General features: G+C 58.1%; 19 protein-coding genes. 11 read left to right on the top strand and 8 right to left on the bottom strand.

Annotation, left to right across the window (positions count from 1 at the left end; all coding sequences use genetic code 11):
- Position 1 precedes the first annotated feature (1 nt).
- Both NTD87_RS25505 and NTD87_RS25500 read right to left on the bottom strand, forming a co-directional pair.
- A complete protein-coding gene (locus NTD87_RS25505) occupies positions 2-1,423 on the bottom strand; it encodes a cytochrome ubiquinol oxidase subunit I (protein ID WP_262116953.1) in 1,422 nt (473 codons plus the stop codon).
- A 131-nt stretch (positions 1,424-1,554) separates the two neighbouring features.
- Complete coding sequence (locus NTD87_RS25500) at positions 1,555-3,879, bottom strand: FdhF/YdeP family oxidoreductase (RefSeq protein WP_262116952.1); 2,325 nt, start codon at positions 3,877-3,879, stop codon at positions 1,555-1,557.
- Positions 3,880-4,294: 415 nt separating this feature from the next.
- Here NTD87_RS25500 and moaA point away from each other — a divergent pair, with 415 nt between their 5' ends.
- From moaA to NTD87_RS25480, 4 genes are read left to right on the top strand one after another with little or no spacing between them, the layout of a single operon-like run.
- Complete coding sequence (moaA, locus tag NTD87_RS25495) at positions 4,295-5,293, top strand: GTP 3',8-cyclase MoaA (protein ID WP_262116951.1); 999 nt, start codon at positions 4,295-4,297, stop codon at positions 5,291-5,293.
- 44 nt (positions 5,294-5,337) lie between these two features.
- Entirely contained in the window at positions 5,338-6,237 is a 900-nt protein-coding gene (locus tag NTD87_RS25490; protein ID WP_262116950.1) for a bestrophin family protein, read from the top strand.
- A gap of 46 nt (positions 6,238-6,283) precedes the next feature.
- On the top strand, positions 6,284-6,790 hold the full coding sequence (gene moaC / locus NTD87_RS25485; RefSeq protein ID WP_262116949.1) for a cyclic pyranopterin monophosphate synthase MoaC: 507 nt from the start codon (positions 6,284-6,286) through the stop codon (positions 6,788-6,790).
- On the top strand, positions 6,787-7,038 hold the full coding sequence (locus tag NTD87_RS25480) for a MoaD/ThiS family protein (RefSeq protein ID WP_262116948.1): 252 nt from the start codon (positions 6,787-6,789) through the stop codon (positions 7,036-7,038). Before moaC ends, NTD87_RS25480 begins: the two co-directional genes overlap by 4 nt.
- Before the next feature lie 35 nt (positions 7,039-7,073).
- Here NTD87_RS25480 and glp read toward each other — a convergent pair whose 3' ends face one another.
- Together glp and moaB are read right to left on the bottom strand one after the other, a co-directional pair.
- Positions 7,074-8,279, bottom strand: coding sequence for a gephyrin-like molybdotransferase Glp (glp, locus tag NTD87_RS25475; protein ID WP_262116947.1), 1,206 nt, complete (start codon positions 8,277-8,279; stop codon positions 7,074-7,076).
- A complete protein-coding gene (gene moaB / locus NTD87_RS25470) occupies positions 8,276-8,815 on the bottom strand; it encodes a molybdenum cofactor biosynthesis protein B (RefSeq protein WP_262116946.1) in 540 nt (179 codons plus the stop codon). The genes glp and moaB overlap by 4 nt, the downstream gene beginning before the upstream one ends.
- 304 nt (positions 8,816-9,119) lie before the next feature.
- Between moaB and NTD87_RS25465 the strand changes: the two genes are divergently transcribed.
- The 4 genes from NTD87_RS25465 to NTD87_RS25450 all read left to right on the top strand — a co-directional run bounded on the left by NTD87_RS25465 (position 9,120) and on the right by NTD87_RS25450 (position 12,233).
- A complete protein-coding gene (locus NTD87_RS25465; RefSeq protein ID WP_262116945.1) occupies positions 9,120-10,007 on the top strand; it encodes a LysR family transcriptional regulator in 888 nt (295 codons plus the stop codon).
- Between the two features lie 104 nt (positions 10,008-10,111).
- Positions 10,112-10,939: a formate dehydrogenase accessory sulfurtransferase FdhD gene (gene fdhD, locus NTD87_RS25460; RefSeq protein ID WP_262116944.1), complete on the top strand. Its 828-nt coding sequence runs from the start codon at positions 10,112-10,114 to the stop codon at positions 10,937-10,939.
- 104 nt (positions 10,940-11,043) lie between these two features.
- On the top strand, positions 11,044-11,895 hold the full coding sequence (locus tag NTD87_RS25455; protein ID WP_262116943.1) for a CAP domain-containing protein: 852 nt from the start codon (positions 11,044-11,046) through the stop codon (positions 11,893-11,895).
- Between the two features lie 143 nt (positions 11,896-12,038).
- Positions 12,039-12,233 (top strand): DUF1059 domain-containing protein, encoded by a 195-nt coding sequence (locus tag NTD87_RS25450; RefSeq protein WP_262116942.1) that lies wholly within the window; start codon positions 12,039-12,041, stop codon positions 12,231-12,233.
- A gap of 121 nt (positions 12,234-12,354) precedes the next feature.
- On the opposite strand, the gene NTD87_RS25445 is transcribed toward NTD87_RS25450, so the two are convergent.
- Both NTD87_RS25445 and NTD87_RS25440 read right to left on the bottom strand, forming a co-directional pair.
- Positions 12,355-13,473, bottom strand: a complete 1,119-nt coding sequence (locus tag NTD87_RS25445; protein ID WP_262116941.1) for a polyamine ABC transporter substrate-binding protein — start codon at positions 13,471-13,473, stop codon at positions 12,355-12,357.
- A 111-nt stretch (positions 13,474-13,584) separates the two neighbouring features.
- Complete coding sequence (locus NTD87_RS25440; RefSeq protein WP_262116940.1) at positions 13,585-14,400, bottom strand: carbon-nitrogen hydrolase family protein; 816 nt, start codon at positions 14,398-14,400, stop codon at positions 13,585-13,587.
- A gap of 210 nt (positions 14,401-14,610) precedes the next feature.
- Here NTD87_RS25440 and NTD87_RS25435 point away from each other — a divergent pair, with 210 nt between their 5' ends.
- The 3 genes from NTD87_RS25435 (at position 14,611) to NTD87_RS25425 (ending at position 18,535) form a co-directional block, all read left to right on the top strand.
- On the top strand, positions 14,611-15,291 hold the full coding sequence (locus tag NTD87_RS25435) for a glutathione S-transferase family protein (RefSeq protein ID WP_262116939.1): 681 nt from the start codon (positions 14,611-14,613) through the stop codon (positions 15,289-15,291).
- Positions 15,292-15,983: 692 nt separating this feature from the next.
- Positions 15,984-17,360, top strand: coding sequence for a cystathionine beta-synthase (locus tag NTD87_RS25430; RefSeq protein ID WP_262117032.1), 1,377 nt, complete (start codon positions 15,984-15,986; stop codon positions 17,358-17,360).
- The gene (locus NTD87_RS25425) at positions 17,357-18,535 is read left to right on the top strand and encodes a cystathionine gamma-synthase (protein WP_262116938.1); all 1,179 of its coding nucleotides are present in this window, start codon (positions 17,357-17,359) and stop codon (positions 18,533-18,535) included. Before NTD87_RS25430 ends, NTD87_RS25425 begins: the two co-directional genes overlap by 4 nt.
- 67 nt (positions 18,536-18,602) lie before the next feature.
- On the opposite strand, the gene mqo is transcribed toward NTD87_RS25425, so the two are convergent.
- Positions 18,603-20,252, bottom strand: a complete 1,650-nt coding sequence (gene mqo, locus NTD87_RS25420) for a malate dehydrogenase (quinone) (RefSeq protein ID WP_262116937.1) — start codon at positions 20,250-20,252, stop codon at positions 18,603-18,605.
- Between the two features lie 426 nt (positions 20,253-20,678).
- Complete coding sequence (gene ggt, locus NTD87_RS25415) at positions 20,679-22,406, bottom strand: gamma-glutamyltransferase (protein ID WP_262116936.1); 1,728 nt, start codon at positions 22,404-22,406, stop codon at positions 20,679-20,681.
- Between the last annotated feature and the right edge of the window lie 135 nt (positions 22,407-22,541).

Here is a 22,541-nt window from a genome sequence, read left to right as displayed (position 1 = left end):
CTCAGTTGACGTGATCGCCGGACGCGAACGTCTCGGCAACGGCGGACAGGGGGCGGCGTGGCGTACGCTCCTGACCGGGACCGCCCTGAGGCGGATGCTCGTGATGCGGCTGAGGGCCTTTGCGCACCAGCTTCATCATGTAGCCGATGCCCACCGCGAACACCGAGAAGTAAATCAACACAAACAACGCCAGCGAAATGCTGAGCTGCGTGACAGTGTGGTTGGACGCCGCATCGGCAGTTCGCAGAAGTCCGTAGACGACCCACGGCTGACGGCCGACCTCGGTAGTGATCCAGCCCGCCAACATCGCGATAAGACCGGTTGGGCCCATGAACAACACCAGGCGCAGGAACAGGCGATTGCGGTACAGCGCGTCATGACGACGTAACGCAAGGCCCAGCAAACCGGTGAGGATCATCAACATTCCAAGCCCGGCCATAATCCGAAAGCTGAAGAAAATGATGGTCGCGTTCGGACGGTCCTCTTTCGGGAAACTCTTGAGCGCGGGGATCTGCTTATCCAGGCTATGGGTCAGGATGAGACTGCCCAGATACGGAATTTCGATCGCATAACGGGTCTTCTCGGCCGCCATGTCCGGGATGCCGAACAACACCAGCGGCGTCGGCTCGTTACCAACGTTTTCCCAGTGCCCTTCCATCGCGGCAATTTTCGCCGGTTGATGTTCCAGGGTATTCAGACCATGGGCGTCACCGACCACGGCCTGGATCGGCGCCACGATCAACGCCATCCACAACGCCATCGAGAGCATTTTGCGTACGTGAGGCGTGTCATTCCTGCGCAGCAAATGCCAGGCCGCGCAAGACCCGACAAAGAACGCGGTGGCCACAAACGCAGCAATGGCCATGTGAGCCAGTCGGAACGGGAACGACGGATTGAAGACGATGGCCAGCCAGTCCATCGGCATAATCCGGCCATCCACGATCGAGAACCCCTGTGGTGTCTGCATCCAGCTGTTGGAGGCCAGAATCCAGAAGGTCGAGATTAACGTACCGATGGCGACCATCACCGTGGCAAAGAAGTGCAGCCCTCGCCCCACCCGGTTCCAACCGAACAGCATCACCCCAAGGAAACCCGCCTCAAGGAAAAACGCCGTCAACACCTCATACGTGAGCAATGGCCCGGTAATGCTCCCGGCGAAGTCAGAGAATCGGCTCCAGTTGGTGCCAAACTCGTAAGCCATGACCAGCCCGGAGACCACTCCCATACCGAAGTTCACGGCAAAAATTTTCGACCAGAAGTGATAAAGGTCTTTGTAAACCGAGTTGTTGCTTTTCAGCCAGAGACCTTCGAGGACAGCCAGGAAACTGGCAAGCCCGATGGTGATGGCGGGAAATATGATGTGAAACGAGACCGTAAACGCGAATTGAATTCGCGCCAGGTCCAGCACTCCCGGATTTATCATGACGATACCCTCATAGTGGCTCGATGCGCGTGCACACAAAGCCCGGCCGCAGTGAGCCTCCCGGCTCGCCGCGAACAGATTTCCAATGATCTGGTGAGGCTGGGGCGACACTCACGCCACCCCGGCCAGGCTCAAGCGCCGAAGGACTGGATCAGGTTGCTGGCCTTCGCCTGCTCAAGGCGAATCGCGATGAACTTCGAGGTCGGCGTGAACGTGCGGTCGCCGTAGCTTTCCAGCGGCACCAGCGGGTTGGTTTCCGGGTAATAGGCGGCGGCCTGACCGGGCGGAATGTCGTAGGCGATCAAGGTAAAGCCGCTCACTCGACGCTCACGACCATCCCCCCACAGCGAGACCATGTCGACCTTTTGCCCCGGCTCGAAACCCAGTTTGCGAATGTCCTGCTCGTTGACGAACACCACATCGCGCATGCCGTAGACGCCGCGATAACGATCATCCAATCCATACAAGGTGGTGTTGTACTGATCGTGGGAGCGCATGGTTTGCAGGATCAGATCCGGCTTCACATCCAGGTTGCGCACCCCTTCGCTGACCAGGTGTTCCGGCAATTCGCTGGGGGCAAACTGCGCTTTGCCGGTAGCCGTATTCCAGATGCGTTTGGCGGCATCGTTACCCAGGTGAAAGCCACCGGGGTGCAGCAGTTTTTGATTGAAATCCTCGAAGCCCGGAATGGTGTCGGCAATCAGGTCACGGATGCGACTGTAATCTGCGACCGTCCAGAGCCAGTCGATGGGGTGTTTACCCAATGTCGCGTTGGCAATCCCGGCAATGATCGCCGGCTCCGAACGCATCAACGGGGATTTGGGTTTCAACTGGCCGTGGGAAATGTGCACCATGCTGAAGGTGTCTTCCACCGTCACGCCTTGCGGACCTTCCTCTTGAATGTCGATGTCGGTGCGCCCCAGGCACGGCAAAATCAAGGCCTCACGGCCGGTGACCAGATGGCTGCGATTGAGCTTTGTGGCGATGTGTACCGTGAGGTCGCAGTTGCGCAGTGCGTCATGAGTGCGCGGGCTGTCGGGAGTCGCCTGGGCGAAGTTGCCGCCCAAACCGATGAAGACTTTCGAGCGACCCTCTTCCATGGCCGCAATCGCCATCACCGTGTTATGGCCGTGTTTGCGCGGAACCTTGAAGGCAAAGCGTGCCTCCAGCGCGTCAATAAACTCAGGGGGTGCCAGTTCGTTGATGCCCATGGTGCGGTCGCCCTGCACGTTACTGTGCCCGCGCACCGGCGACAGCCCTGCCCCTGGGCGACCGATATTGCCACGCAACAACTGCACATTGATGATCTCCTGGACGGTCAGCACCGAGTGCGTGTGCTGGGTCACCCCCATCGCCCAACACATGATGACCCGCGTGGCCTTGCGGTACATGCGGGCAGCCAGTTCGATGTCCGCCAGGGACAGGCCAGACTGTTCGACGATGTGCTCCCAGGTCGTGGCGTCGACTTCGGCAAGGTAGGTGTCCAGGCCCGAGGTGTGCTCGGCAATAAACGCGCGGTCGAACACCGCCTCGCTGTTGTTCGCGAGCGCTTCACGCTCCCACTGCAACAGAAACTTGGCGATACCGCGCATCGCTGCCATGTCACCGCCCAATGCCGGACGAAAGTACGCAGACGAGGTCGGTTCGGAGCCGTTGGTGAGCATTTCCAGTGGATGCTGCGGGTGCTGGAAGCGTTCCAGCCCCCGCTCTTTCAGCGGATTGAAACAGATCACCTGCGCGCCCCGCTTCACCGCTTCGCGCAGTGGCTCAAGCATCCGTGGGTGATTGGTGCCCGGGTTCTGGCCGATGACGAAAATGGCATCGGCTTCCTCCAGATCATCGAATGTCACCGTGCCTTTGCCCACGCCGACGCTGTCATCCATGCCCAGGCCGCTCGCCTCGTGGCACATGTTCGAACAGTCAGGGAAGTTATTGGTGCCGTAAGCGCGAACGAAAAGCTGATAGAGATAAGCCGCTTCGTTGCTGGCCCGACCGGACGTGTAGAACTCGGCCTGATCGGGCGACGTCAGCCCTTTCAGGTGCTTGGCGATCAAGGCAAAAGCGTCGTCCCAGCTGGTTTCGACGTAACGATCAACAGAGGCGTCATAGCGCATGGGGTGAGTCAGGCGCCCTTGGTATTCGAGCCAATAATCGCTTTGCGCCGCCAGCGACGACACCGTGTATTTGTTGAAGAAAGCCGGGTTGACCAGACGGCCGGTGGCTTCCCAGTTGACCGCTTTGGCGCCGTTCTCGCAGAACTTGACCATGCCATTTTCCGGCGACTCGCCCCAGGCACAGCCCGGGCAGTCGAATCCGCCGTTCTGGTTGGTCTTGAGCATGGCTCGAATGTTCTTGAACGCATTTTCGCTGCCCAACCAGTTCCTGGTAACAGCAATCAGCGCGCCCCAGCCAGCGGCCGCCCCCTTATACGGTTTATAACGTTCAACTTCGCTCATGATACTTCTCCAAGACTTTGTACGCAGGCGGCGGCCTAACTTAAAGTCATTGTTAATGGCTGTTTTTATGCGCATATAAAACGCGAACGCATTTAACGTCCGTTACAGACTTGTTCACGTCGAGCCACTGAATGGGCCCAATTCAGGATTACGAAATAAGCCTATTCGGTGCATGACCTGCCTGTCTAATCACAAATAATGACCAACCCATCGAAACAATCTATCACGACATAAATCATGAAAAATCAAGGCGATGCAGATTTAATATCACCTTAAATAAAGCGACTTTCGGGCCAATAGATTTGCTCGATCACTCGGTTGTTAATAGTGATTAGACGACGACTCAAAACAACTTTAGCCTTGGTTCAATAAGGCCCTCATATAACAGTGGACCTGCCCGTTGCTGGAGGTTGTGATGACCGATCAAATATTGATGGACAGTTTTTCTCGTCGGGTCGACTACCTCAGAATGTCGGTGACCGACCGCTGCGATTTCCGCTGTGTTTATTGCATGGCCGAGGACATGGAGTTTTTGCCGCGCCAACGGGTATTGGCCCTTGAAGAGATCTATCAGTTAGCTGAACGTTTTGTGGCGCTTGGCACCCGAAAAATCCGCCTGACCGGTGGAGAACCGTTGATTCGTCCTGGCGTAGTGGACCTGTGCAAGCGCATTGCAGCGCTGCCGGGTTTACGCGAGTTGTGCATGACCACCAACGGCTCACAACTGGGCAAACTGGCGGCACCGTTATTCGATGCGGGGCTCAAGCGCCTGAACATCAGCCTCGACAGCCTGGACGCCGATCGCTTTCGTGAACTGACGCGCACCGGTGATCTGGCCAAAGTCATCGCCGGTATTGACGCAGCGAATGCCGCAGGTTTTCAACATACCAAGCTCAACTGCGTCGTCATGAAAGGACGCAACGATCACGAAATAAACGACCTCGTCGACTTTGCGATCGATCGTGGGCTGGACATTTCCTTCATTGAAGAGATGCCACTGGGTGTCATCAGCGAGCACAGCCGTGCCGGGGCGTTCTTTTCAAGCGCGCACGTGCGCGAGCGTATTGCCGAACGCTACACCCTCATCGACTCCGCGGAATCGACCCAAGGCCCTTCGCGCTATTGGCGCCTGGCTGAGGCGCCGCATATTCGCCTGGGGTTCATCTCGCCCCACAGCCACAACTTTTGCGCTACATGCAACCGTGTTCGACTGACCGTCGAAGGCCGACTTCTGCTGTGTCTGGGCAATGAGCATTCCATCGACCTGAAGGCAGTGCTTCGCCGCTATCCAGGAGAGCCAGAGCGCCTGGAGCAGGCAATCATCGAGGCGATGAAAATCAAGCCGTACCGACACAACTTTGAACTCAATGATGACGTGCAAGTTGTCCGTTTCATGAACATGACCGGCGGATAGCCTGCCCTGTTTTCACATCATTACTCTCAAGAAGGCTGTTTCCCATGATCGTTAGAGCCAAACCTAACCTGATCAATGTCTTGATTTCACTCAAAGGCTCGATTGCCAAGCGTATCGCACTGCGAAGCCTTCTGGTGACACTCCTGGCCTCTGCGATTGTCTTGATCGAAACACTGCATCCTGCGTACTTCTCAAAGGTGAATGCCACACCCTTCACGTTGTTGGGGTTATCACTTTCTATCTTCATGAATTTTCGCAACAACGCCTGCTACGACCGCTGGTATGAAGCGCGCAAAGCGTTCGGCGCGATGGTGATGGACATACGCTCGATGGTCCGGGAAAGTCAGGTCATCAAGGATAAACAGGAGCGCAGCAGGATTTTGCGCAACCTCTGCGGGTTTGCCCACGCGCTCAACGCCAAACTTCGCAACGAAGACGAGCTCAGTGCGGCGGGCACGTGGCTTAGCACATTACCCTCATCCAACACACCTAACATCCCTGAAGGGATTCTGCGTCGAGTCGGCCAACAGTGCTCAACGCTCGCCGAATCAGGTCAGATCAGCGAATGGCGTTACACGCTGATGGCCAATCACTTGACCAATCTGACAACCACGCAAACAACCTGCGAGCGAATCAAAAGCACGCCTCTCCCGTTCCCCTACACACTCTTGCTGCACAGGACCATTTACATATTTTGCATCTTGTTGCCCTTCGCGATGGCCGAGCCGCTGGGCTGGCTTACGCCGGTCTTCACCGCCATTGTCAGTTATACGTTTTTTGGGCTGGATGCGATTGGCGATGAATTGGAAGACCCGTTTGGTCTTGATGAAAACGACCTTCCAACCAATGCCATCGTGCGCAACATCGAGCGTGAGGTGCTTGACGCCCTGGGTGCGACAGAACTCCCTCCCCGGCTTCAACCCGTGGACTTCGTACTGAACTGATTTGCACAAACCATTCATTAAACACCCATAAGGGTGAGGGATAAGCATGAACGAATTCAAACAGCCCGATTCAGCGGCGCTGACCCATTTAGATGCTGAGGGCAGAGCCAATATGGTCGATGTCAGCGAAAAAAATCCGACAAACCGTGAAGCCAAAGCACAGGCCTGGGTACGTATGCGACCTGCCACGTTGAAACTTATCCAACAAAATGGCCATCCCAAAGGGGACGTGTTTGCGGTCGCTCGAATCGCCGGGATCATGGCGGCAAAGAAAACCCATGAACTCATCCCTCTATGCCACCCATTGATGCTCAGCGCCATTCACATCGAGGTGAAAGCCGTTGAGCCCGATAGCGTAAGAATCGTAAGCACCTGCCGACTGAACGGCAGAACAGGCGTTGAGTTGGAAGCCCTCACGGCGGCGAGTGTCGCGGCACTGACGATCTACGATATGTGCAAAGCCGTCGACCGAGGGATGATCATTGACAGAATTCAGCTGCTCAGAAAACAGGGCGGAAGATCAGGTAACTTTGAAGCCGGTGACGTTCAATGATTCTGATCAACTACTTTGCGCGTTATCGAGAACAACTCGGTATTGGCGGAGAAAAAATTGCGCTGACATCGTCATTGCGAAGCATTGACGATGTCAGAAAACTGCTGATCGCCAGAGGTGAGGTTTGGGAGCAAGTCCTCGGTGAAACCAGCCTCATGTGCGCGCTGAACCAGGAGTTATGTACGCTCGACGCCTCCATCGAAGCGTTCGATGAGATCGCCTTCTTCCCCCAAGTGACGGGGGGTTGAATGATGACTATGGCTGAGAGGTGGGATGGGACGACCTAGAACAAGTCGCAGAACGGAATAAACCGCGCCAAGTCACCGGCCTGCAGCGTACAGCCCTCCGGAATCTCGACCAGGCCATCAGCCCAGGATGCGCCCAGCAACACGCCTGAACTCTGGTTCGGATAGAGCACGGCTCGACCCGCCTCCAGCCTGGCTCTCAGGTACTCCCTGCGACCGCCTGCTTTAGGCCAGTCAAAACCGACGTTAATCGGGAAGCTCAATGGCGTGACGTCTTCGACCCCCTGGATGCGCAACACGTAAGCCCGGGCCAACAGCCCAAAAGTCACCAGAGCCGACGTCGGGTTTCCTGGCAGGCCAATGACCGGCACGGTGCCAAAGTACCCCACTGTCAGCGGCTTACCCGGCTTGATAGACAGCTTCCAGAACAACGGTTTACCGCATTCACGCAGCACCTGCCCAAGACAATCGGCATCACCTGCGGACACGCCACCGGTGGTCAGAATCAAGTCCGTAGCGTGTTGCAACTGTTCGAGTTTGAGCCGCGTCTGCTGCGGCTGGTCGGGGAGAATACCGGCATCAATGACGTCACAACCCAATGCACTTAACCAGTGGCTCAGTAAGATGCGGTTGCTGTTGTAGATACAACCGGGCTTCAAGGGCATACCCGGTTCGGCCAGTTCATCACCTGTGGAGAGCAGCGCGACCCGTGGGCGCCGGACGACATGCACATGCGTACATCCCTGCCCCGCTGCGATGGCCAACTCGAAAGGTCCCAGTCGTTTGCCTGCATGAAGCAAAACCTGCCCGACACGGTTCTCCTGGCCTTGAGGTCGAATGTTCTGGCCAACCGTCAGCGCCTGTTTGAAACGTACTCGGCCGTCATCCAAAAGCTCAACGTTCTCCTGCATCTCTACACTGTTGGCACCCTCGGGTACGGGCGCTCCGGTAAAGATTCGCGTACAGGTTCCCGGTAGCAGCGCTTCGGGCGCCTGACCGGCAAAAATTCGTTGTGACACGACTAACGGCTGTCCGCTCCAGTCGTCCACATTCAAGGCATAACCATCCATGGCACTGTTGGGCCAAGGCGGAAGATCCAGGGTCGCCACCAGGTCGCTGGCCAGCACCCGTTGCCGTGCGGCACTCAGCAGTACTGGCTCGCTTTCATGCAGACGTTGGGTCTCAGCCATGGCCAGTAACCTGGCGATGGCTTCCTCCACAGGCATCAGCGGTGACTGACTCATCCCCGTGATCCGCAGGCTTGCACAGGCTTGAGGTGCGGCACGAAATTGCACGGCCGGTGGCGGGCATCCAATTGCTCGGCAAGAATGCCTTCCCACGCAGTTCGACAGGCGCCAGTCGAACCTGGCAGACAGCACACCAGCGTGCCGTTGGCCAGTCCGGCCAAGGCCCGGCTCTGTACCGTGGACGTTCCGATATCGAGAATAGAAATCGCCCGAAACAACTCACCAAAGCCGTCAATCTGTTTATCCAGCAAGCAGGTCACAGCCTCAGGTGTGCTGTCGCGGCCCGTGAATCCAGTCCCCCCGGTAATCAGCACGACCTGAATCCCCTCGTCGGCAATCCAGTTCGCAACCTGCGCCCGGATTTTGTACAGGTCATCCTTAAGCAGGTTTCGCTCACTCAGGGTGTGGCCCGCTTCCAGTAATCGACTGACAAGCAATTGCCCGGAGGTATCATTGGCGTATTCCCGGGTATCGCTGACGGTCAACACAGCCATATTCAACGGTACAAACAACGCATCCGACTTCACGCTCATGTCATTCTCCGGCAGGCAATAATGAAAACAATTGCCAGAGGCTAAATCGCTAAAACAGTCACTGTCTAATCACTCTGGCCAACCGGTTTATCGAGCGCCTCTATCGACAGCTTTCTCACCCGCAATGATGACTTGTTCTAATTAAATTCGGTCGTGATAGAGCCAACCAATCGGTCGTTCAATACTTGTGATTGGACTGACAAGAAGGACAGTGAGATCGTTTGCTCACCCCACTTTCCGTGTTTTTAATCATGAGACTTACCTGCTTTACTGACATCCCATTCATCCCTCAGCAGGTGCCATTGTGGACATCAAGCAACTCAAATTCCTGATCGCGCTGGAGCAGACCCGACACTTCGGGCAGGCCGCTGCGCGTTGCCACATTACTCAGCCGACACTGTCCATGCGCTTGCGCAATCTTGAGGATGAACTGGGTCTGGAGCTGGTCACCCGAGGCCAGCGCTTTGAAGGTTTCACCCAGGCCGGTGAACGCGTGCTGGCATGGGCCAGAACATTGCTCGCCGCCCATGACGGGCTGTTCGCCGAGGCCGCCGCGTGTCGCGGTCAGTTAGTCGGCAATTTGCGCCTGGGCCTGGTGCCTCTCAGCGGTTTTAATCCAATCAGCTACGTTCAGGGGCTTTCCCATACGTTCCCGGAGCTCAAATTCAGCCTGTCATCCATGAGCTCTGACCGAATCATCGAAGGTATAGGCAACAACCAATTGGATCTGGGCATCTGTTATCTCGATCATGTGAGTCCGGATTACCTGGACTTTTTCGAAATCGGAGAGACCCGCGTCGGCTTGCTGTACGACACTCGTCACTTCCATTTCGAAGGAACAGAAATAAGTTGGGAAGATGCCGCCGAGCTGCCCTTGGGGATGATCAGCAATGGCATGCACTATCGAAAATCCGTTGATCTGAGCTTCCGCAGCCGCGGGCTTGACCCACAGCCAATACTCGAAACCGATTCGACTTATCAGTTGTTCCAGGCAATTCATGAAGGTTTTTGCTGCTCTGTCATGCCGCTGGACAGTGGCCTGAAAAACCCTATTGAGAATCTGGCCTTTATCAACCTTCCAGATGCAAGTGTTCTAGCGCCCCTGGGTCTGGTGATGCGCAAGACCGAACCTCGCTCGGCCATCGCCGAGAAATGTTTTGCTGAAGCCAAGAAACTATTTTCCGTTATTTGAATTCACTGATAGACAACGCCAATCATTGCATCGGAACAAGCGATTGGACGCAATAACGGGTTATTCGTAGCCTAAACTCAATTGAGGATTTCGAGGGTTTTGTCATGCATTGCCGAGTCGAACAATCATCTGAACAAGGCGATGCAAATGCACCTGCACCGAAGCCTCTGAACGTCACCTATCGAGATTATGATGCGCGCGCACTGGTCTCCCAGGCTGCGTTAGCGTCCGAGATCGCCTTGGCCATCACTTACAACGGTCTGAGCCAGGCCGTGATGATGGTTTCACCCGGTAACATCGAGGATTTCATCCGGGGTTTCAGTGTGACAAACGATATTGTTGAAGATCTGAGCGAAATCTACGATATCCGTCTCTCGCACTTCGACCAGGCCTGTCAGGCAGATGTACAGATTTCCAGTCGTGCCTTCTGGGCACTGAAGAATCATCGCCGGCAAATGGCCGGTACCAGTGGTTGCGGGTTGTGTGGCGTAGAAGCACTGGAGCAGGCACTTCCGCAACTGGACATTCTGGAGCCTGTTCCACTCCCTCCTGCGGAACACTTCAGCGGCCTGCGTGAGCGCATCGAACAGGCGCAAATAATGGCGCGCAGCAGTGGCGCCCTGCATGCGGCGCTGTACTTCGACACTCACGGCTCGGCGCTCTTGTGCCGTGAAGATATCGGCCGCCATAACGCGCTGGATAAATTGATCGGCGCTATGCAGCGTGCACAGATCGATGCGCGTTGCGGGTTCGTGGTAGTGACCAGCCGCTGCAGCCTGGAGCTTATTCACAAAGCGGTAAGGGCGAAGTTTGGCACGCTGGTCAGCTTGTCGGCCCCCACCGCATTGACTGTGCAGTGGGCCATCAAGCACCGCCTCAACCTGATCCACGTCCCCCATCGAAGTGCGCCACGGATTTACAGCCCGACTTAACGCCCCTGACACTGACGTCCAGTTCATGGATGTACATAAAAGGCATTGCGCCGGGTAGGGTGAAATCGCGCATGATGGGCGCAGTCAGCTCAAGGGAGAGTTCCATGCGCGTCCTGTCATCTGTTATGCATCTTGCTGCGTTATCGCTGGGTCTGGTGTTCGCCACCACTGCCGTGGCGACCGAAGAAACACAGCTGGTCCAATCGATTAATACCTACCGCAGCCAAGTGCAACGCTGTGCGGGCCAGGTGTCGCAGGAACTGCCCCCGCTAGCGGCTGATCCGCGCCTGGTCCTGTCCGGCAGCAATATCGGCGACCTGCAGCAGGCGCTGGCGCGTACGGCTTATCCGATGGTCACCGTACAGGCGATCACGTTGTCCGGCCCACGTGATGCGCAATCGGCCATGAAGGCGGTACAGGAGAGTTTCTGCCAGGTGGTGCTGGACCCACAATTCGTCGATATCGGCGTGAGCCACGAAGCAAATGCGTGGCGCATCGTGCTGGCGCGCCCACTGTTGACTGGCCGCCTGGGCGACTGGCAGGCAGAGGGACAGAAGCTGCTCGACATGATCAACAGCGCTCGCAAGCAAACGCGCCAGTGCGGTGCTCAATCCTTTGCCGCCACCACGCCACTGGCCTGGAACGCCACGCTCGCGACGGCGGCCCAGACCCATACCCGAGCCATGGCCAATAACAACTTCTTCGATCACAAAGACCGCGATGGCCGTACGCCAGGTGACCGGGCTGAACTGGCAGGCTACGCCGGCCAGCAGATCGGCGAGAATATCGCCGCCGGACAAGACACCGTGCGCAAGGTAGTCGATGGCTGGCTGTCCAGCCCCGGCCACTGCGCCAACCTGATGAACCCACAATTCCGCGAGCTGGGCGCGGCTTATGCGGTTGATCCAAAGAGTGATGCGGGGATTTACTGGACGGCGATGTTCGGTACGCCGTAAGTGCCTTTAGCGATCCTGCGATCGACCTATACTTTATGGATTACCCCACTCGATGCGACGCGCAATCGTGTTCGATGGACCCCGCGACGTGTCGAGCGGTCGTTCACGCAGGCCCCGCCTGCCCTTGTATGAAGGAGAGCATCATGACGCGCAAATATATCGATTGCCGCGAATTTCCAAGCGCAACCAAGTGTTCTGTCGCACTGTCCGCGGACTCTGAAAAGGAATTGCTGGAAGCCGCCGCGCAGCATGCGGTCACGGTTCACAAGCACGTCGATTCGCCAGAACTACGCGCGCAATTGAAGACCATGTTTCACGATGGCACGCCGCCCGCTTGAAGCACCGCACCGCGCGTAATACAGAAAGTCTGTCGGGGAATGTCTAACCACCTGCGGGGCTCATCTTCATGAGCCCCGCAGTGCTAACGCGGCAACCTGTTGCCCGCTCCGATCAATCCATTCAACTGCCGGTTTTGACCGTGCTCCACACGCGGGTGCGTATGCGCTCCGCTTTCAGCGGCAAGGCCTCAAGCGGGAACAACGTGGCCATGGTTTCTGCTGATGGATACACCCCAGGGTTATCGCGGACCTTCTGCTCGACCAGTTCGGTGGCGTCCTTGTTGGCATTCGGGTAGCCCAGGTAGTTGGAGGTTTGTGCGATGACTTCAGGACGCAGCATGTAGTTGATGAAACTCAGGCCCTGTTGCGGGTGTGGCGCATCGTTGAGCAACACCAGATTTTCCACCCATACCGGCGCGCCCTCACGCGGGATGCTGTAGACCAGATTGCGCACGTTACCGGCTTTGGCCGATGCCAACTGTGCGTCATACACGCCTCCCGACCAACCGAGCACTACACAGACGTTGCCGTTGGCCAGGTCGGAAATGAATTTGGAAGAGTCGAAGTAACGGATATACGGACGAACCTTGAGCAACAACGCCTCGGCCTTACGGTAATCGTCGGGGTTCTGGCTGTTGTAGGGCAGCCCAAGGTAGTGCAGCGCAATCGGAATGATTTCGCTGGGCGAATCCAGCATCGCCACGCCACATTGACTCAATTTGGCGACGTTTTCTTCCTTGAAAATCAGGTCCCAGGAATTGACCGGCGCATCGGTTCCCAACAGCGATTTGACCTTGTCGGCGTCATACCCCACGCCAGTCGTGCCCCACAAGTAAGGGACCGCATAGCGGTTTCCTGGGTCATTGCGTTGCACTTTGGCGAGAATCTCCGGGTCCAGGTGCGGCAGGTTCGGCAACTGGCTTCGATCCAGCTCCTTGAGCACACCCGACTTGATCAGGTTCGGAAGTGTATCGCTGCTGGCGACCACAACGTCATAACCGCTGCGGCCGGCCATGAGTTTGCTCTGCATGACATTTTCGTTATCAAACACGTCGTAAACCGTGCCAACGCCGGTTTCCTGCTGATAATTCTTGGTGGCATCCGGTGCAATGTAGTCATACCAGTTGTAGATCGAGACGCTGGGTTTAGCGACATCGGCGGCATCGGCGGCATGGGCGCAGGCAATACCCAGGCTGAGCAATGAGGCGACGACAAGTTGCAAGCGACACAGAGGTTTCATGGGGAGACTCCAAAGCGATGGCGCGATCATCGGTAAATGAGCGCGGCGTCTGCTGTTATTTTATTGTTATGGCAGCACCGAAATCGGCTGAAGGTTCCAGCAATGCAGCGGTCAGGGAATCAGCAGCTCACGACGACCATCGGCATGTGCAATCTGCTCGCCAACGAGTCGTAAGCGACGATCCTTGAGGTAGTCATAATCGTGCCGAGCGGTTTTCAGCAGCTGGAAATCCAGCTCGACCACCTGTCTGCATTCTTCGCGCCCGGCTTCGAACAACAGACGCCCCATCGGGTCGACCACAGCGCTGGCACCGGCAAACATCAAACCTTCATCACCGCCACCGCAACGATTGACCATCACGGCAAAGGCCTGGTTTTCCTGGGCCCGGGCCATGATCGCAGTGCGATGCACGGGACCGTAGGGGTCCATGTTGCCGTTGGTGACCAGAATCAGCTCTGCCCCCAGTTGCCCCAAGGCCCGCGCCGTTTCCGGCAGTTCGATGTCGTAGCAGATCAACAGCCCCACCCGAACCCCCTTCCACAGTGCCGTGGCAAAGCGATCCCCAGGCTGGAACAGGTCGCGCTCCGATGGCCACAAGTGCGTCTTGCGATAACTCAATGCCACGCCTTGCGGTGTCAGCAGCAGCGACGTGTTAAAGAAACGATCACCGTCTCGCTCGGCCAGACCCACCACTACCGCGACATCACGCTCGCGCACTGCACGCAGCACCGCCTGCACAGTGGGCCCATCAACGGGCTCAGCCACACCGTTCAATTGCTCGGCGCTGGCAAATCCCATCAGCTGAGTCTCGGGGAACACCAGTAAATCTGTATCGGGCGTGCACGTTTCAATGGCTTCTATGGTTCGCTTGAGGTTATACGCCGTGTCGCCATCGCGACCGGCCAGCTGTACCAGTTCAATCTTCATGGGTTTTCCTTCGAGGTAAAAGCGGACGCTGTGCCGCCAGACTCAACAGCCCACACGCAAGGCTGGCACGAAGTATGGGGTGCCACATGACAGCAACGTAATGACGTCGATGGGGTAACCCGAGAGGGGTAGAGAGTGGCATCAGGCTCCACCCTTCGAGCCGTCACGCCAGCGACTATGATGAGTGCAACACCACTGAGGAGTTGAAAGATGCCACTGACTCTTTACTACCATCCGCTGGCGTCGTACTGCCACAAAGTGCTGATCGCACTCTACGAAAACGCTATCGAATTCGAAAAGCGGATCATCGATCTTGCCGATGATGCAGACCGGGCGGAGCTTCAAGCCCTATGGCCAATCGGTAAATTCCCGGTCATCAGTGACCACCTGCGCCAGCGCGCTCTGCCAGAGGCCACGATCATCATCGAGTACCTGGACCGCTACTATCCGGGTGAGCAACTGTTGATTCCGAACGATTGGGAGGCCGCGCTGGAGGTGCGTCTATGGGACCGCTTTTTCGACAATTATGTGCAGGAGCCGATGCAACAGATTGTCAGTGATCGCCTGCTTAGCGCCAACGCTGATTTGAGCAAACAACGATCCACACTGGAGACCGCCTACGCCATGCTCGACCATCGGATGGCGTCGCGAATCTGGGTGGCCGGTCAAGACTTCAGCCTGGCCGATTGCGCCGCCGCCCCGGCGCTTTTCTATGCCAGCACACTCTTGCCGTTCCCGAAGGAATTCAAGCATTTGAGTGCCTATTTCGACCGGTTGACGCGCAGACCGTCCGTCCAGCGAGTCATTGATGAAGCCCGGCCTTACTTTTCCCTCTACCCGTTTGCGGACGCCATCCCCAAGCGGTTTCTCCAGGCGCCGGACGTCACTTGAACTAGCCCGGTGAAAGACAGGACACAAGCCCCCACAACACTAGACTAACGGTACTTGAGCCCACGCCCCCACGTTCCTACGATAGTTCTACGCAGCTGTTTAAATGCTCCGGCAGCTGCGTAAGTGGTGAGTGATCTGAACCCCTACCAAGCTCACCACTTGTTTCATGCGCATCTTGAGCCTCATGGGCTCTACTTCCTCCCCATCAAAGAGCTTTGAGGCTCTTTTTTGGCCGTTACAAATGCCAGAAACAACAGACCCCAGACTGCAATGCTGTTCAGGCGGCGTCGCTACCGGTTGGCTGCGCTAGGGTCTGTTGACGTTTGGTGACGAACCGCGTTGCGATGCCAACGTGCGCGAGGCAAGGCGCGGGATGCCGCTAATGGTTGTTCCCTTGGCAAATCCCGCAACGCAGCCTCGCGCACGTTGGCGCGCAACCCGAAGGGACGGAGCCCATTTGGCGCAGGGCGGCGTTGCTCGGAACTTATTTGGAACAACCAGACTACGTTCCTCGCGCCTTGCCCTGCGCCAAATGGGCCGCCGTCGCGGTCGCCACCAAACGTCAACAGACCCTAGGTTGCGGGTTGCGCAATCCCGGCCTATGGTCCAAGCGAGGCATTACCTGCGACTGGCGCTTGACCGACCGCAGATTGCTGTCCATCCAGCGCAAATTCCCGCAGCGAGGTGACAACATGCCGAACGACTCCCGCCCTGCCGTGCTCGAACTGATCGGCAATACGCCACTGGTGCGCGTCAGCCGCTTCGATACCGGCCCGTGCACGCTGTTCCTCAAGCTCGAATCGCAGAACCCCGGCGGTTCGATCAAGGATCGCATTGGCCTGGCGATGATCGACGCCGCCGAGCGCGATGGCCGCCTGCGACCCGGCGGCACCATCGTCGAGGCCACTGCCGGCAACACCGGCCTCGGGCTGGCCCTGGTCGGCCGTGCCAAGGGTTACCGGGTGGTGCTGGTGGTGCCGGACAAAATGTCCACCGAGAAGGTCCTGCACCTCAAGGCGATGGGCGCCGAGGTGCACATCACCCGCTCCGATGTCGGCAAGGGCCATCCCGAGTACTACCAGGACGTTGCCGCCCGACTGGCGCAGGAGATTCCCGACGCCTTCTTCGCCGATCAGTTCAACAACCCGGCCAACCCGCTGGCCCACGAGTGCAGCACCGCACCGGAGATCTGGGCGCAGACCCAGCATGATCTGGATGCCATCGTCGTCGGCGTCGGTTCGGCCGGCACGCTGACCGGGCTCACCCGTTTCTTTCGCCGCGTGCAGCCGGACCTGGCCATGGTGCTGGCCGATCCGATCGGCTCGGTGGTCGCCGAATACAGCCGCAGCGGCACCCTCGGCACACCCGGTTCCTGGGCGGTCGAGGGCATCGGCGAAGACTTCATTCCGTCTATTGCCGACCTTTCCAGCGTGCGCCAGGCCTATTCGATCAGCGACGAGGAAAGCTTCGATCATGCCCGCCAACTGCTGCGCGCCGAAGGCATTCTCGGCGGCTCTTCGACCGGCACATTGCTGGCGGCGGCACTGCGCTACTGCCGTGAGCAAACCGAGCCGAAGCGGGTGGTCAGCTTCGTCTGCGACACCGGCACCCGCTACCTGTCGAAGGTCTACAACGACCAGTGGATGACCGATCAGGGCTTGCTTGCGCGCAAGCGCTACGGCGATCTGCGCGACCTGATCGCGCGGCGCTTCGAGGATGGCCGGGTGATCAGCGTGGGCCCGGACGACACGCTGCTCACCGCCTTGCAGCGCATGCGCCTGGCGGATGTGTCGCAACTGCCGGTGCTGCTGGACGGACAGCGGCTGATCGGCGTGATCGACGAGTCCGATATTCTGCTTGGCGTGCACGAAGACGCTTCGCACTTTCGTATGACCGTGGCCAGCGCGATGACCGACAAGCTGGAAACCCTGCCTCCCGGCGCCAGTCTGGCTGAACTGCAGGCAGAGCTCGACCGTGGGCTGGTGGCGATCATCAAAGACGCCTCGGGCTTCCACGGCCTGATTACCCGAGTCGACCTGCTCAATCACTTACGGAGATCCCTCACATGAGTCAACACGATGAAACCGCCGCGCCCCGCGCCTTCGCCACCCGTGTGATCCATGCCGGACAGGCGCCGGACCCTTCCACCGGGGCGCTGATGCCGCCGATTTACGCCAACTCCACCTACTTGCAGCAGAGCCCCGGTGTACACAAGGGCCTCGACTACGGGCGCTCGCACAACCCAACGCGCTGGGCGCTGGAGCGTTGCGTGGCGGACCTCGAAGGCGGTACCCGGGCCTTCGCCTTCGCCTCCGGGCTGGCGGCGATCTCCACCGTGCTCGAACTGCTCGACACTGGCGCGCACATCGTTTCCGGCAACGACCTGTACGGCGGTACTTTCCGACTGTTCGACAAGGTGCGCCGGCGCAGCGCCGGGCATCGCTTCAGCTTCGTCGATCTGACTGACCTGGCGGCATTCGAAGCGGCGCTGCAGGACGACACGCGAATGGTCATGGTCGAGACGCCGAGCAATCCCTTGCTGCGCCTCACCGACCTCGCCGCCATCGCGCGCATCTGTCGCGAGCGAGGCATCATCTGTGTGGCCGACAACACCTTTGCCAGCCCGTGGATACAGCGCCCGTTGGAGCTGGGTTTCGACATCGTGCTGCACTCGACGACCAAGTACCTGAATGGTCACTCCGACGTGATCGGCGGCATCGCGGTGGTTGGGCAGAACACAGAACTGGGCGAGCGCCTGGGATTCCTGCAGAACGCGGTGGGTGCTATCGCCGGGCCGTTCGACGCGTTCCTCACCCTGCGCGGAGTGAAGACCCTGGCGCTGCGCATGGAACGCCATTGCAGCAACGCGCTGAAACTGGCGCAATGGCTGGAACGTCAGCCGCAGGTGGCGCGCGTCTATTATCCGGGCCTGCCATCGCACCCGCAGCACGAACTGGCGCGGCGGCAGATGCGCGGTTTCGGCGGGATGATTTCCCTCGACCTGAACAGCGACCTGGCCGGCACCAAGCGCTTCCTCGAGAGCGTGCGGATCTTCGCCCTGGCCGAGAGCCTGGGCGGGGTGGAAAGCCTGATTGAGCACCCGGCGATCATGACCCACGCCAGCATCCCGGCAGAAACCCGCGCACAGCTCGGCATCGGCGATGCACTGGTGCGTTTGTCAGTGGGTGTCGAGGATGTCGAAGACCTGCGCGCCGACCTGGCCCAGGCGCTGGAGCGAATTTGACCAAAGACCGGTTTTGAATGACCCCAACGTAAAAGCCCCGCCAAACAGTGTTTGGCGGGGCTTCGTTTTACAGCGCCATGTCAGACGCTGGAGTGCTTTCGTGCTGTGGTTTCGCTGGAGCTGGAGCAGCTGTTTGCGGCGCCACTGCCGGGTTGATCACAGGCGGCGGGGCAAGTTGCAGAACCTCACTGGTGTAGGCCCATTCCTGGGAAACGCGCTCAGGACTGTCGTTGAGCTTGGTGCCGTAACTCGGAACGATCTGGTGCAGCTTTTCCTGCCAGGCCGGGGTTGCAACCTTGTCCTTGAAGATCTTCTCAAGCACGCTCAGCATGATCGGAGCCGCGGTGGACGCGCCTGGCGATGCACCCAGCAAACCGGCAATGCTGCCGTCCTGGGAGCTGACGATCTCGGTGCCCAGTTTCAGGACACCGCCCTTCTCTTCATCGCGCTTGATGATCTGAACGCGCTGACCGGCTTGCCACAGACGCCAGTCTTCCTTCTTGGCATTCGGGAAGTATTCCTTCAGGGCGTTCATGCGGTCTTCATCCGACAGCATCAACTGGCCAGCCAGGTATTCAACCAGTGGGTACTGCTCGATGCCCACCTTGGTCATAGGCCAGACGTTGTGCGTGGTCGTGCTCGTCAGCAGATCGAAGTAGGAACCTTCTTTCAGGAACTTCGTGGAGAACGTCGCGAACGGGCCAAACAGGATCACGCGCTTGCCATCCAGCATGCGGGTATCCAGGTGTGGAACCGACATCGGCGGTGCGCCGACCGAGGCCTTGCCATAGGCCTTCGCCATATGCTGTTCAGCGATCGCCGGGTTATCAGTCACTAGGAAAGAGCCGCCAACCGGGAAGCCTGCGTACTCTTGGGCTTCAGGAATGCCCGACTTCTGCAGCAGGTGCAGTGCACCACCGCCCGCACCAATGAACACGAATTTGGCGTCGGTCTGGGTTTCCGAGCCGTCTTTCAGGTTCTTGTAGGAAACGCGCCAGCTGCCATCTTCATTGCGCTTGATGTCTTCCACTTCACTCGAAAGCTTCAGCGAGAAGTTCGGCTTGGTTTGCAGGTAACCGGCGAACTGACGGGTGATTTCACCGAAGTTCACATCCGTACCGATTGGGGACCAGGTCGCCGCGATCTTTTGATTCGGGTCACGCCCTTCCATCATCAGCGGAACCCATTTCTTGATCTGCGCCGGGTCTTCCGAGTACTGCATGCCAGCGAACAACGGGCTCGCCTGAAGTGCTTCGTAGCGTTTCTTCAAGAACTGAATGTTGTCATCGCCCCACACAAAACTCATGTGCGGAGTGGAGTTGATGAACGAATGGGGATTCTTCAAGACACCATTCTTGACCTGCCAGGCCCAGAATTGGCGCGAGACCTGGAAGGCCTCGTTGATTTCAATGGCCTTGGGAATCTCGACCTTGCCGTTCTTGTCTTCTGGCGTGTAGTTCAGCTCAGCCAGAGCAGAGTGACCGGTCCCGGCGTTGTTCCAGCCGTTCGAGCTTTCCTGGGCGACGCCATCGAGACGCTCAACCATTTCCATCGACATTCCAGGTTCGAGCTCATTGAGCCAAACGCCCAAGGTCGAACTCATGATGCCCCCACCGATGAGGAGCACATCGACTTTCTTTGTCTCAGCTGCGTGCAAAGGCATGAGGACCATCGACATGGCCAGGCCGAGTAGCCCCGTGTTCACTTTTTTAAACATTCAGTAATACCTAGGATAGAACGCCATCCCCCCACCACTCTTGATCATGAAGTGCCCCGGCTCACGGCATGCAATACCGCATACCGTCACCCCCTGCACTCAGAAAGACTGATGGGTGGACATATAAGACCGATAGACACTATCGGCCTCACGTTTAGGCCCCTCCCGCGCTGACTTCTTGTTAGTCATTGGCTTCAGCTACTTGGGTGACACTAATTCTGTTTTTAAATCAAATACTGAGCATGAACAGATGGAATCTGCTCACTGAATACGCCCGTCAACCTCTTCGCGAATCCTTCGACACCTGACCTTATCGGCCAGGCACGCCTGACGGCGAGCATCCATTGCGCGACATTCTACCTCAGGTCCCGAAGAAATCGACGAAGACGCATGAAAGTGCAGCCCTGAAACAGGGCTGCGCATCACTCAATAGCCCAGTGAAAGGCCGGTGTTACGCCGCGGATCGTTCGCGCCGTAGAAACGGTTCTTGCCGACCGGTTTTGCGCCGAGTGCAGGCGCGCCGACCAAAATGGCCGCCAGATGGTTGGCGTCCTGCGGGACGGTGAATTTTTGCCCCCAGCTTTCGAGGATTTTCCGGGTGTCCGGGCTGACGGCGAATGCTTCGAGATTGGTCTCTTCAGGCAGCCACTGTTGATGGAATCGTGGCGCATCGACCGCTTCCTGAATATTCATTCCGTAGTCGATCACATTGAGGATGGTCAGCAGGGTCGCCGTGATAATGCGACTGCCTCCCGGCGTGCCAACGACCATCACGGTTTTGCCGTCTTTGGTGACGATCGTCGGGCTCATCGACGACAGCGGTGCTTTGCCTGGAGCGATAGCGTTAGCTTCACCCTGCACCAGACCGTACATATTGGGCACACCTATCTTGGAGGTGAAGTCGTCCATTTCGTCGTTGAGCATGATGCCGGTCTTGCTGGCCATGACCCCTGCACCAAACCAATCGTTGAGGGTGTAGGTCACCGAGACCGCATTCCCCCACTTGTCGACGATCGAGTAGTGCGTGGTGTTGTTGCCTTCGTGTGGCGCTACCCCAGGTTTGATATCGCGGGAAATGCCGGCTTTTTGCGGGTCGATGGCGGCACGCAGCTTCGCCGCATAAGCTTTGTCCAGCAGATGCGCTACCGGATTCTTGACGAAGTCGGGATCGCCCAGATAACTGTTGCGGTCGACATAAGCGTGGCGCATGGCCTCAATCTGATACTGCAGCCCCTGAGCCGAGTGAAAGCCCAGGCTTGGCATCGGGTAGCCTTCGAGGATGTTCATGATCTCGCAAATAATCACCCCACCCGAGCTCGGTGGCGGTGCAGAGACGACGTGGTAGCCACGGTAGTCGCACTCGATCGGCGCAAGCTCGCGGGTCTGATACTTGTCGAGGTCGGCTTGAGTGATGAGGCCCTTGCCGGCCTTGCTTGAGTCGACGATGGCCTGGGCAACCCAGCCCTTGTAGAAGCCGTCAGCACCTTTACCGGAAATTTCCCGCAGCGTCTTGGCCAGGTCCTTTTGCACCAGCTTCTGGCCAACCTGAAGCGGCTCGCCTTTGCTCAGGAAGATCGCGCCCGAGTCGTGCATGTCTTTCTTGAATTGGTCGGTTGCGGTATCGAGCAGGTCGACGTCACCCTGCTCAAGCACGAAGCCGTCCTCGGCGTACTTGATGGCCGGTGCGATGACATCGGCACGCTTCATCGTGCCGTATTTCTTCAGCGCCAGCTCCATTCCCGACACAGTTCCCGGTACGCCGACGGCCAGATGCCCCTTGGAGCTCAGGTCCGGGACGACATTGCCTGCCTTGTCGAGGTACATATTCGCGGTGGCCGCCAGGGGCGCCTTCTCGCGAAAGTCGAGGAAGGTCTTGCGGCCATCGGCCAGCTGGATAGTCATGAAACCACCACCACCGATGTTACCCGCCGCGGGGTAGACCACCGCCAGCGCATAACCGACCGCGACCGCTGCATCGACTGCGTTGCCGCCGTCCTTGAGGACATCGACGCCAACGTGAGTGGCCAGGTGTTGGGCGGTGACCACCATGCCATTCTCGGCGGCGACCGGGGCTTGCGAAGCGGCTTGTGCGCAGGCGTAACCAAGAGCGAGTGCAGTCGCTATCAGCGATTTGGCAAGGGGCTCGAATTTCATAAGTCGATTCTCTTGTTTTAAGGAAGGGGAACGTCGTGTCGGATGGCCGACAACCCACAAACTGTAGGACAGTTTCCGCATTCCCGAGTCGCCAAATCTCCACAATGGGGCTATCGCCCCTGCTCCCCCCCAACG

The sequence above is a fragment of the Pseudomonas sp. 6D_7.1_Bac1 genome, from assembly GCF_025465945.1.
GTDB lineage: Bacteria > Pseudomonadota > Gammaproteobacteria > Pseudomonadales > Pseudomonadaceae > Aquipseudomonas.
Note: the sequence above shows the minus strand (reverse complement) of the source record. Positions and strands in the feature narration are given on the sequence as shown.

Bases quoted from the DNA above. Each gene is read 5' to 3' on its own strand.
- NTD87_RS25505 (WP_262116953.1), bottom strand. From the start codon at position 1,423: ATGATAAATCCGGGAGTGCTGGACCTGGCGCGAATTCAATTCGCGTTT.
- NTD87_RS25500 (WP_262116952.1), bottom strand. From the start codon at position 3,879: ATGAGCGAAGTTGAACGTTATAAACCGTATAAGGGGGCGGCCGCTGGC.
- moaA (WP_262116951.1), top strand. From the start codon at position 4,295: ATGACCGATCAAATATTGATGGACAGTTTTTCTCGTCGGGTCGACTAC.
- NTD87_RS25490 (WP_262116950.1), top strand. From the start codon at position 5,338: ATGATCGTTAGAGCCAAACCTAACCTGATCAATGTCTTGATTTCACTC.
- moaC (WP_262116949.1), top strand. From the start codon at position 6,284: ATGAACGAATTCAAACAGCCCGATTCAGCGGCGCTGACCCATTTAGAT.
- NTD87_RS25480 (WP_262116948.1), top strand. From the start codon at position 6,787: ATGATTCTGATCAACTACTTTGCGCGTTATCGAGAACAACTCGGTATT.
- glp (WP_262116947.1), bottom strand. From the start codon at position 8,279: ATGAGTCAGTCACCGCTGATGCCTGTGGAGGAAGCCATCGCCAGGTTA.
- moaB (WP_262116946.1), bottom strand. From the start codon at position 8,815: ATGAGCGTGAAGTCGGATGCGTTGTTTGTACCGTTGAATATGGCTGTG.
- fdhD (WP_262116944.1), top strand. From the start codon at position 10,112: ATGCATTGCCGAGTCGAACAATCATCTGAACAAGGCGATGCAAATGCA.
- NTD87_RS25455 (WP_262116943.1), top strand. From the start codon at position 11,044: ATGCGCGTCCTGTCATCTGTTATGCATCTTGCTGCGTTATCGCTGGGT.
- NTD87_RS25450 (WP_262116942.1), top strand. From the start codon at position 12,039: ATGACGCGCAAATATATCGATTGCCGCGAATTTCCAAGCGCAACCAAG.
- NTD87_RS25445 (WP_262116941.1), bottom strand. From the start codon at position 13,473: ATGAAACCTCTGTGTCGCTTGCAACTTGTCGTCGCCTCATTGCTCAGC.
- NTD87_RS25440 (WP_262116940.1), bottom strand. From the start codon at position 14,400: ATGAAGATTGAACTGGTACAGCTGGCCGGTCGCGATGGCGACACGGCG.
- NTD87_RS25435 (WP_262116939.1), top strand. From the start codon at position 14,611: ATGCCACTGACTCTTTACTACCATCCGCTGGCGTCGTACTGCCACAAA.
- NTD87_RS25430 (WP_262117032.1), top strand. From the start codon at position 15,984: ATGCCGAACGACTCCCGCCCTGCCGTGCTCGAACTGATCGGCAATACG.
- NTD87_RS25425 (WP_262116938.1), top strand. From the start codon at position 17,357: ATGAGTCAACACGATGAAACCGCCGCGCCCCGCGCCTTCGCCACCCGT.
- mqo (WP_262116937.1), bottom strand. From the start codon at position 20,252: ATGTTTAAAAAAGTGAACACGGGGCTACTCGGCCTGGCCATGTCGATG.
- ggt (WP_262116936.1), bottom strand. From the start codon at position 22,406: ATGAAATTCGAGCCCCTTGCCAAATCGCTGATAGCGACTGCACTCGCT.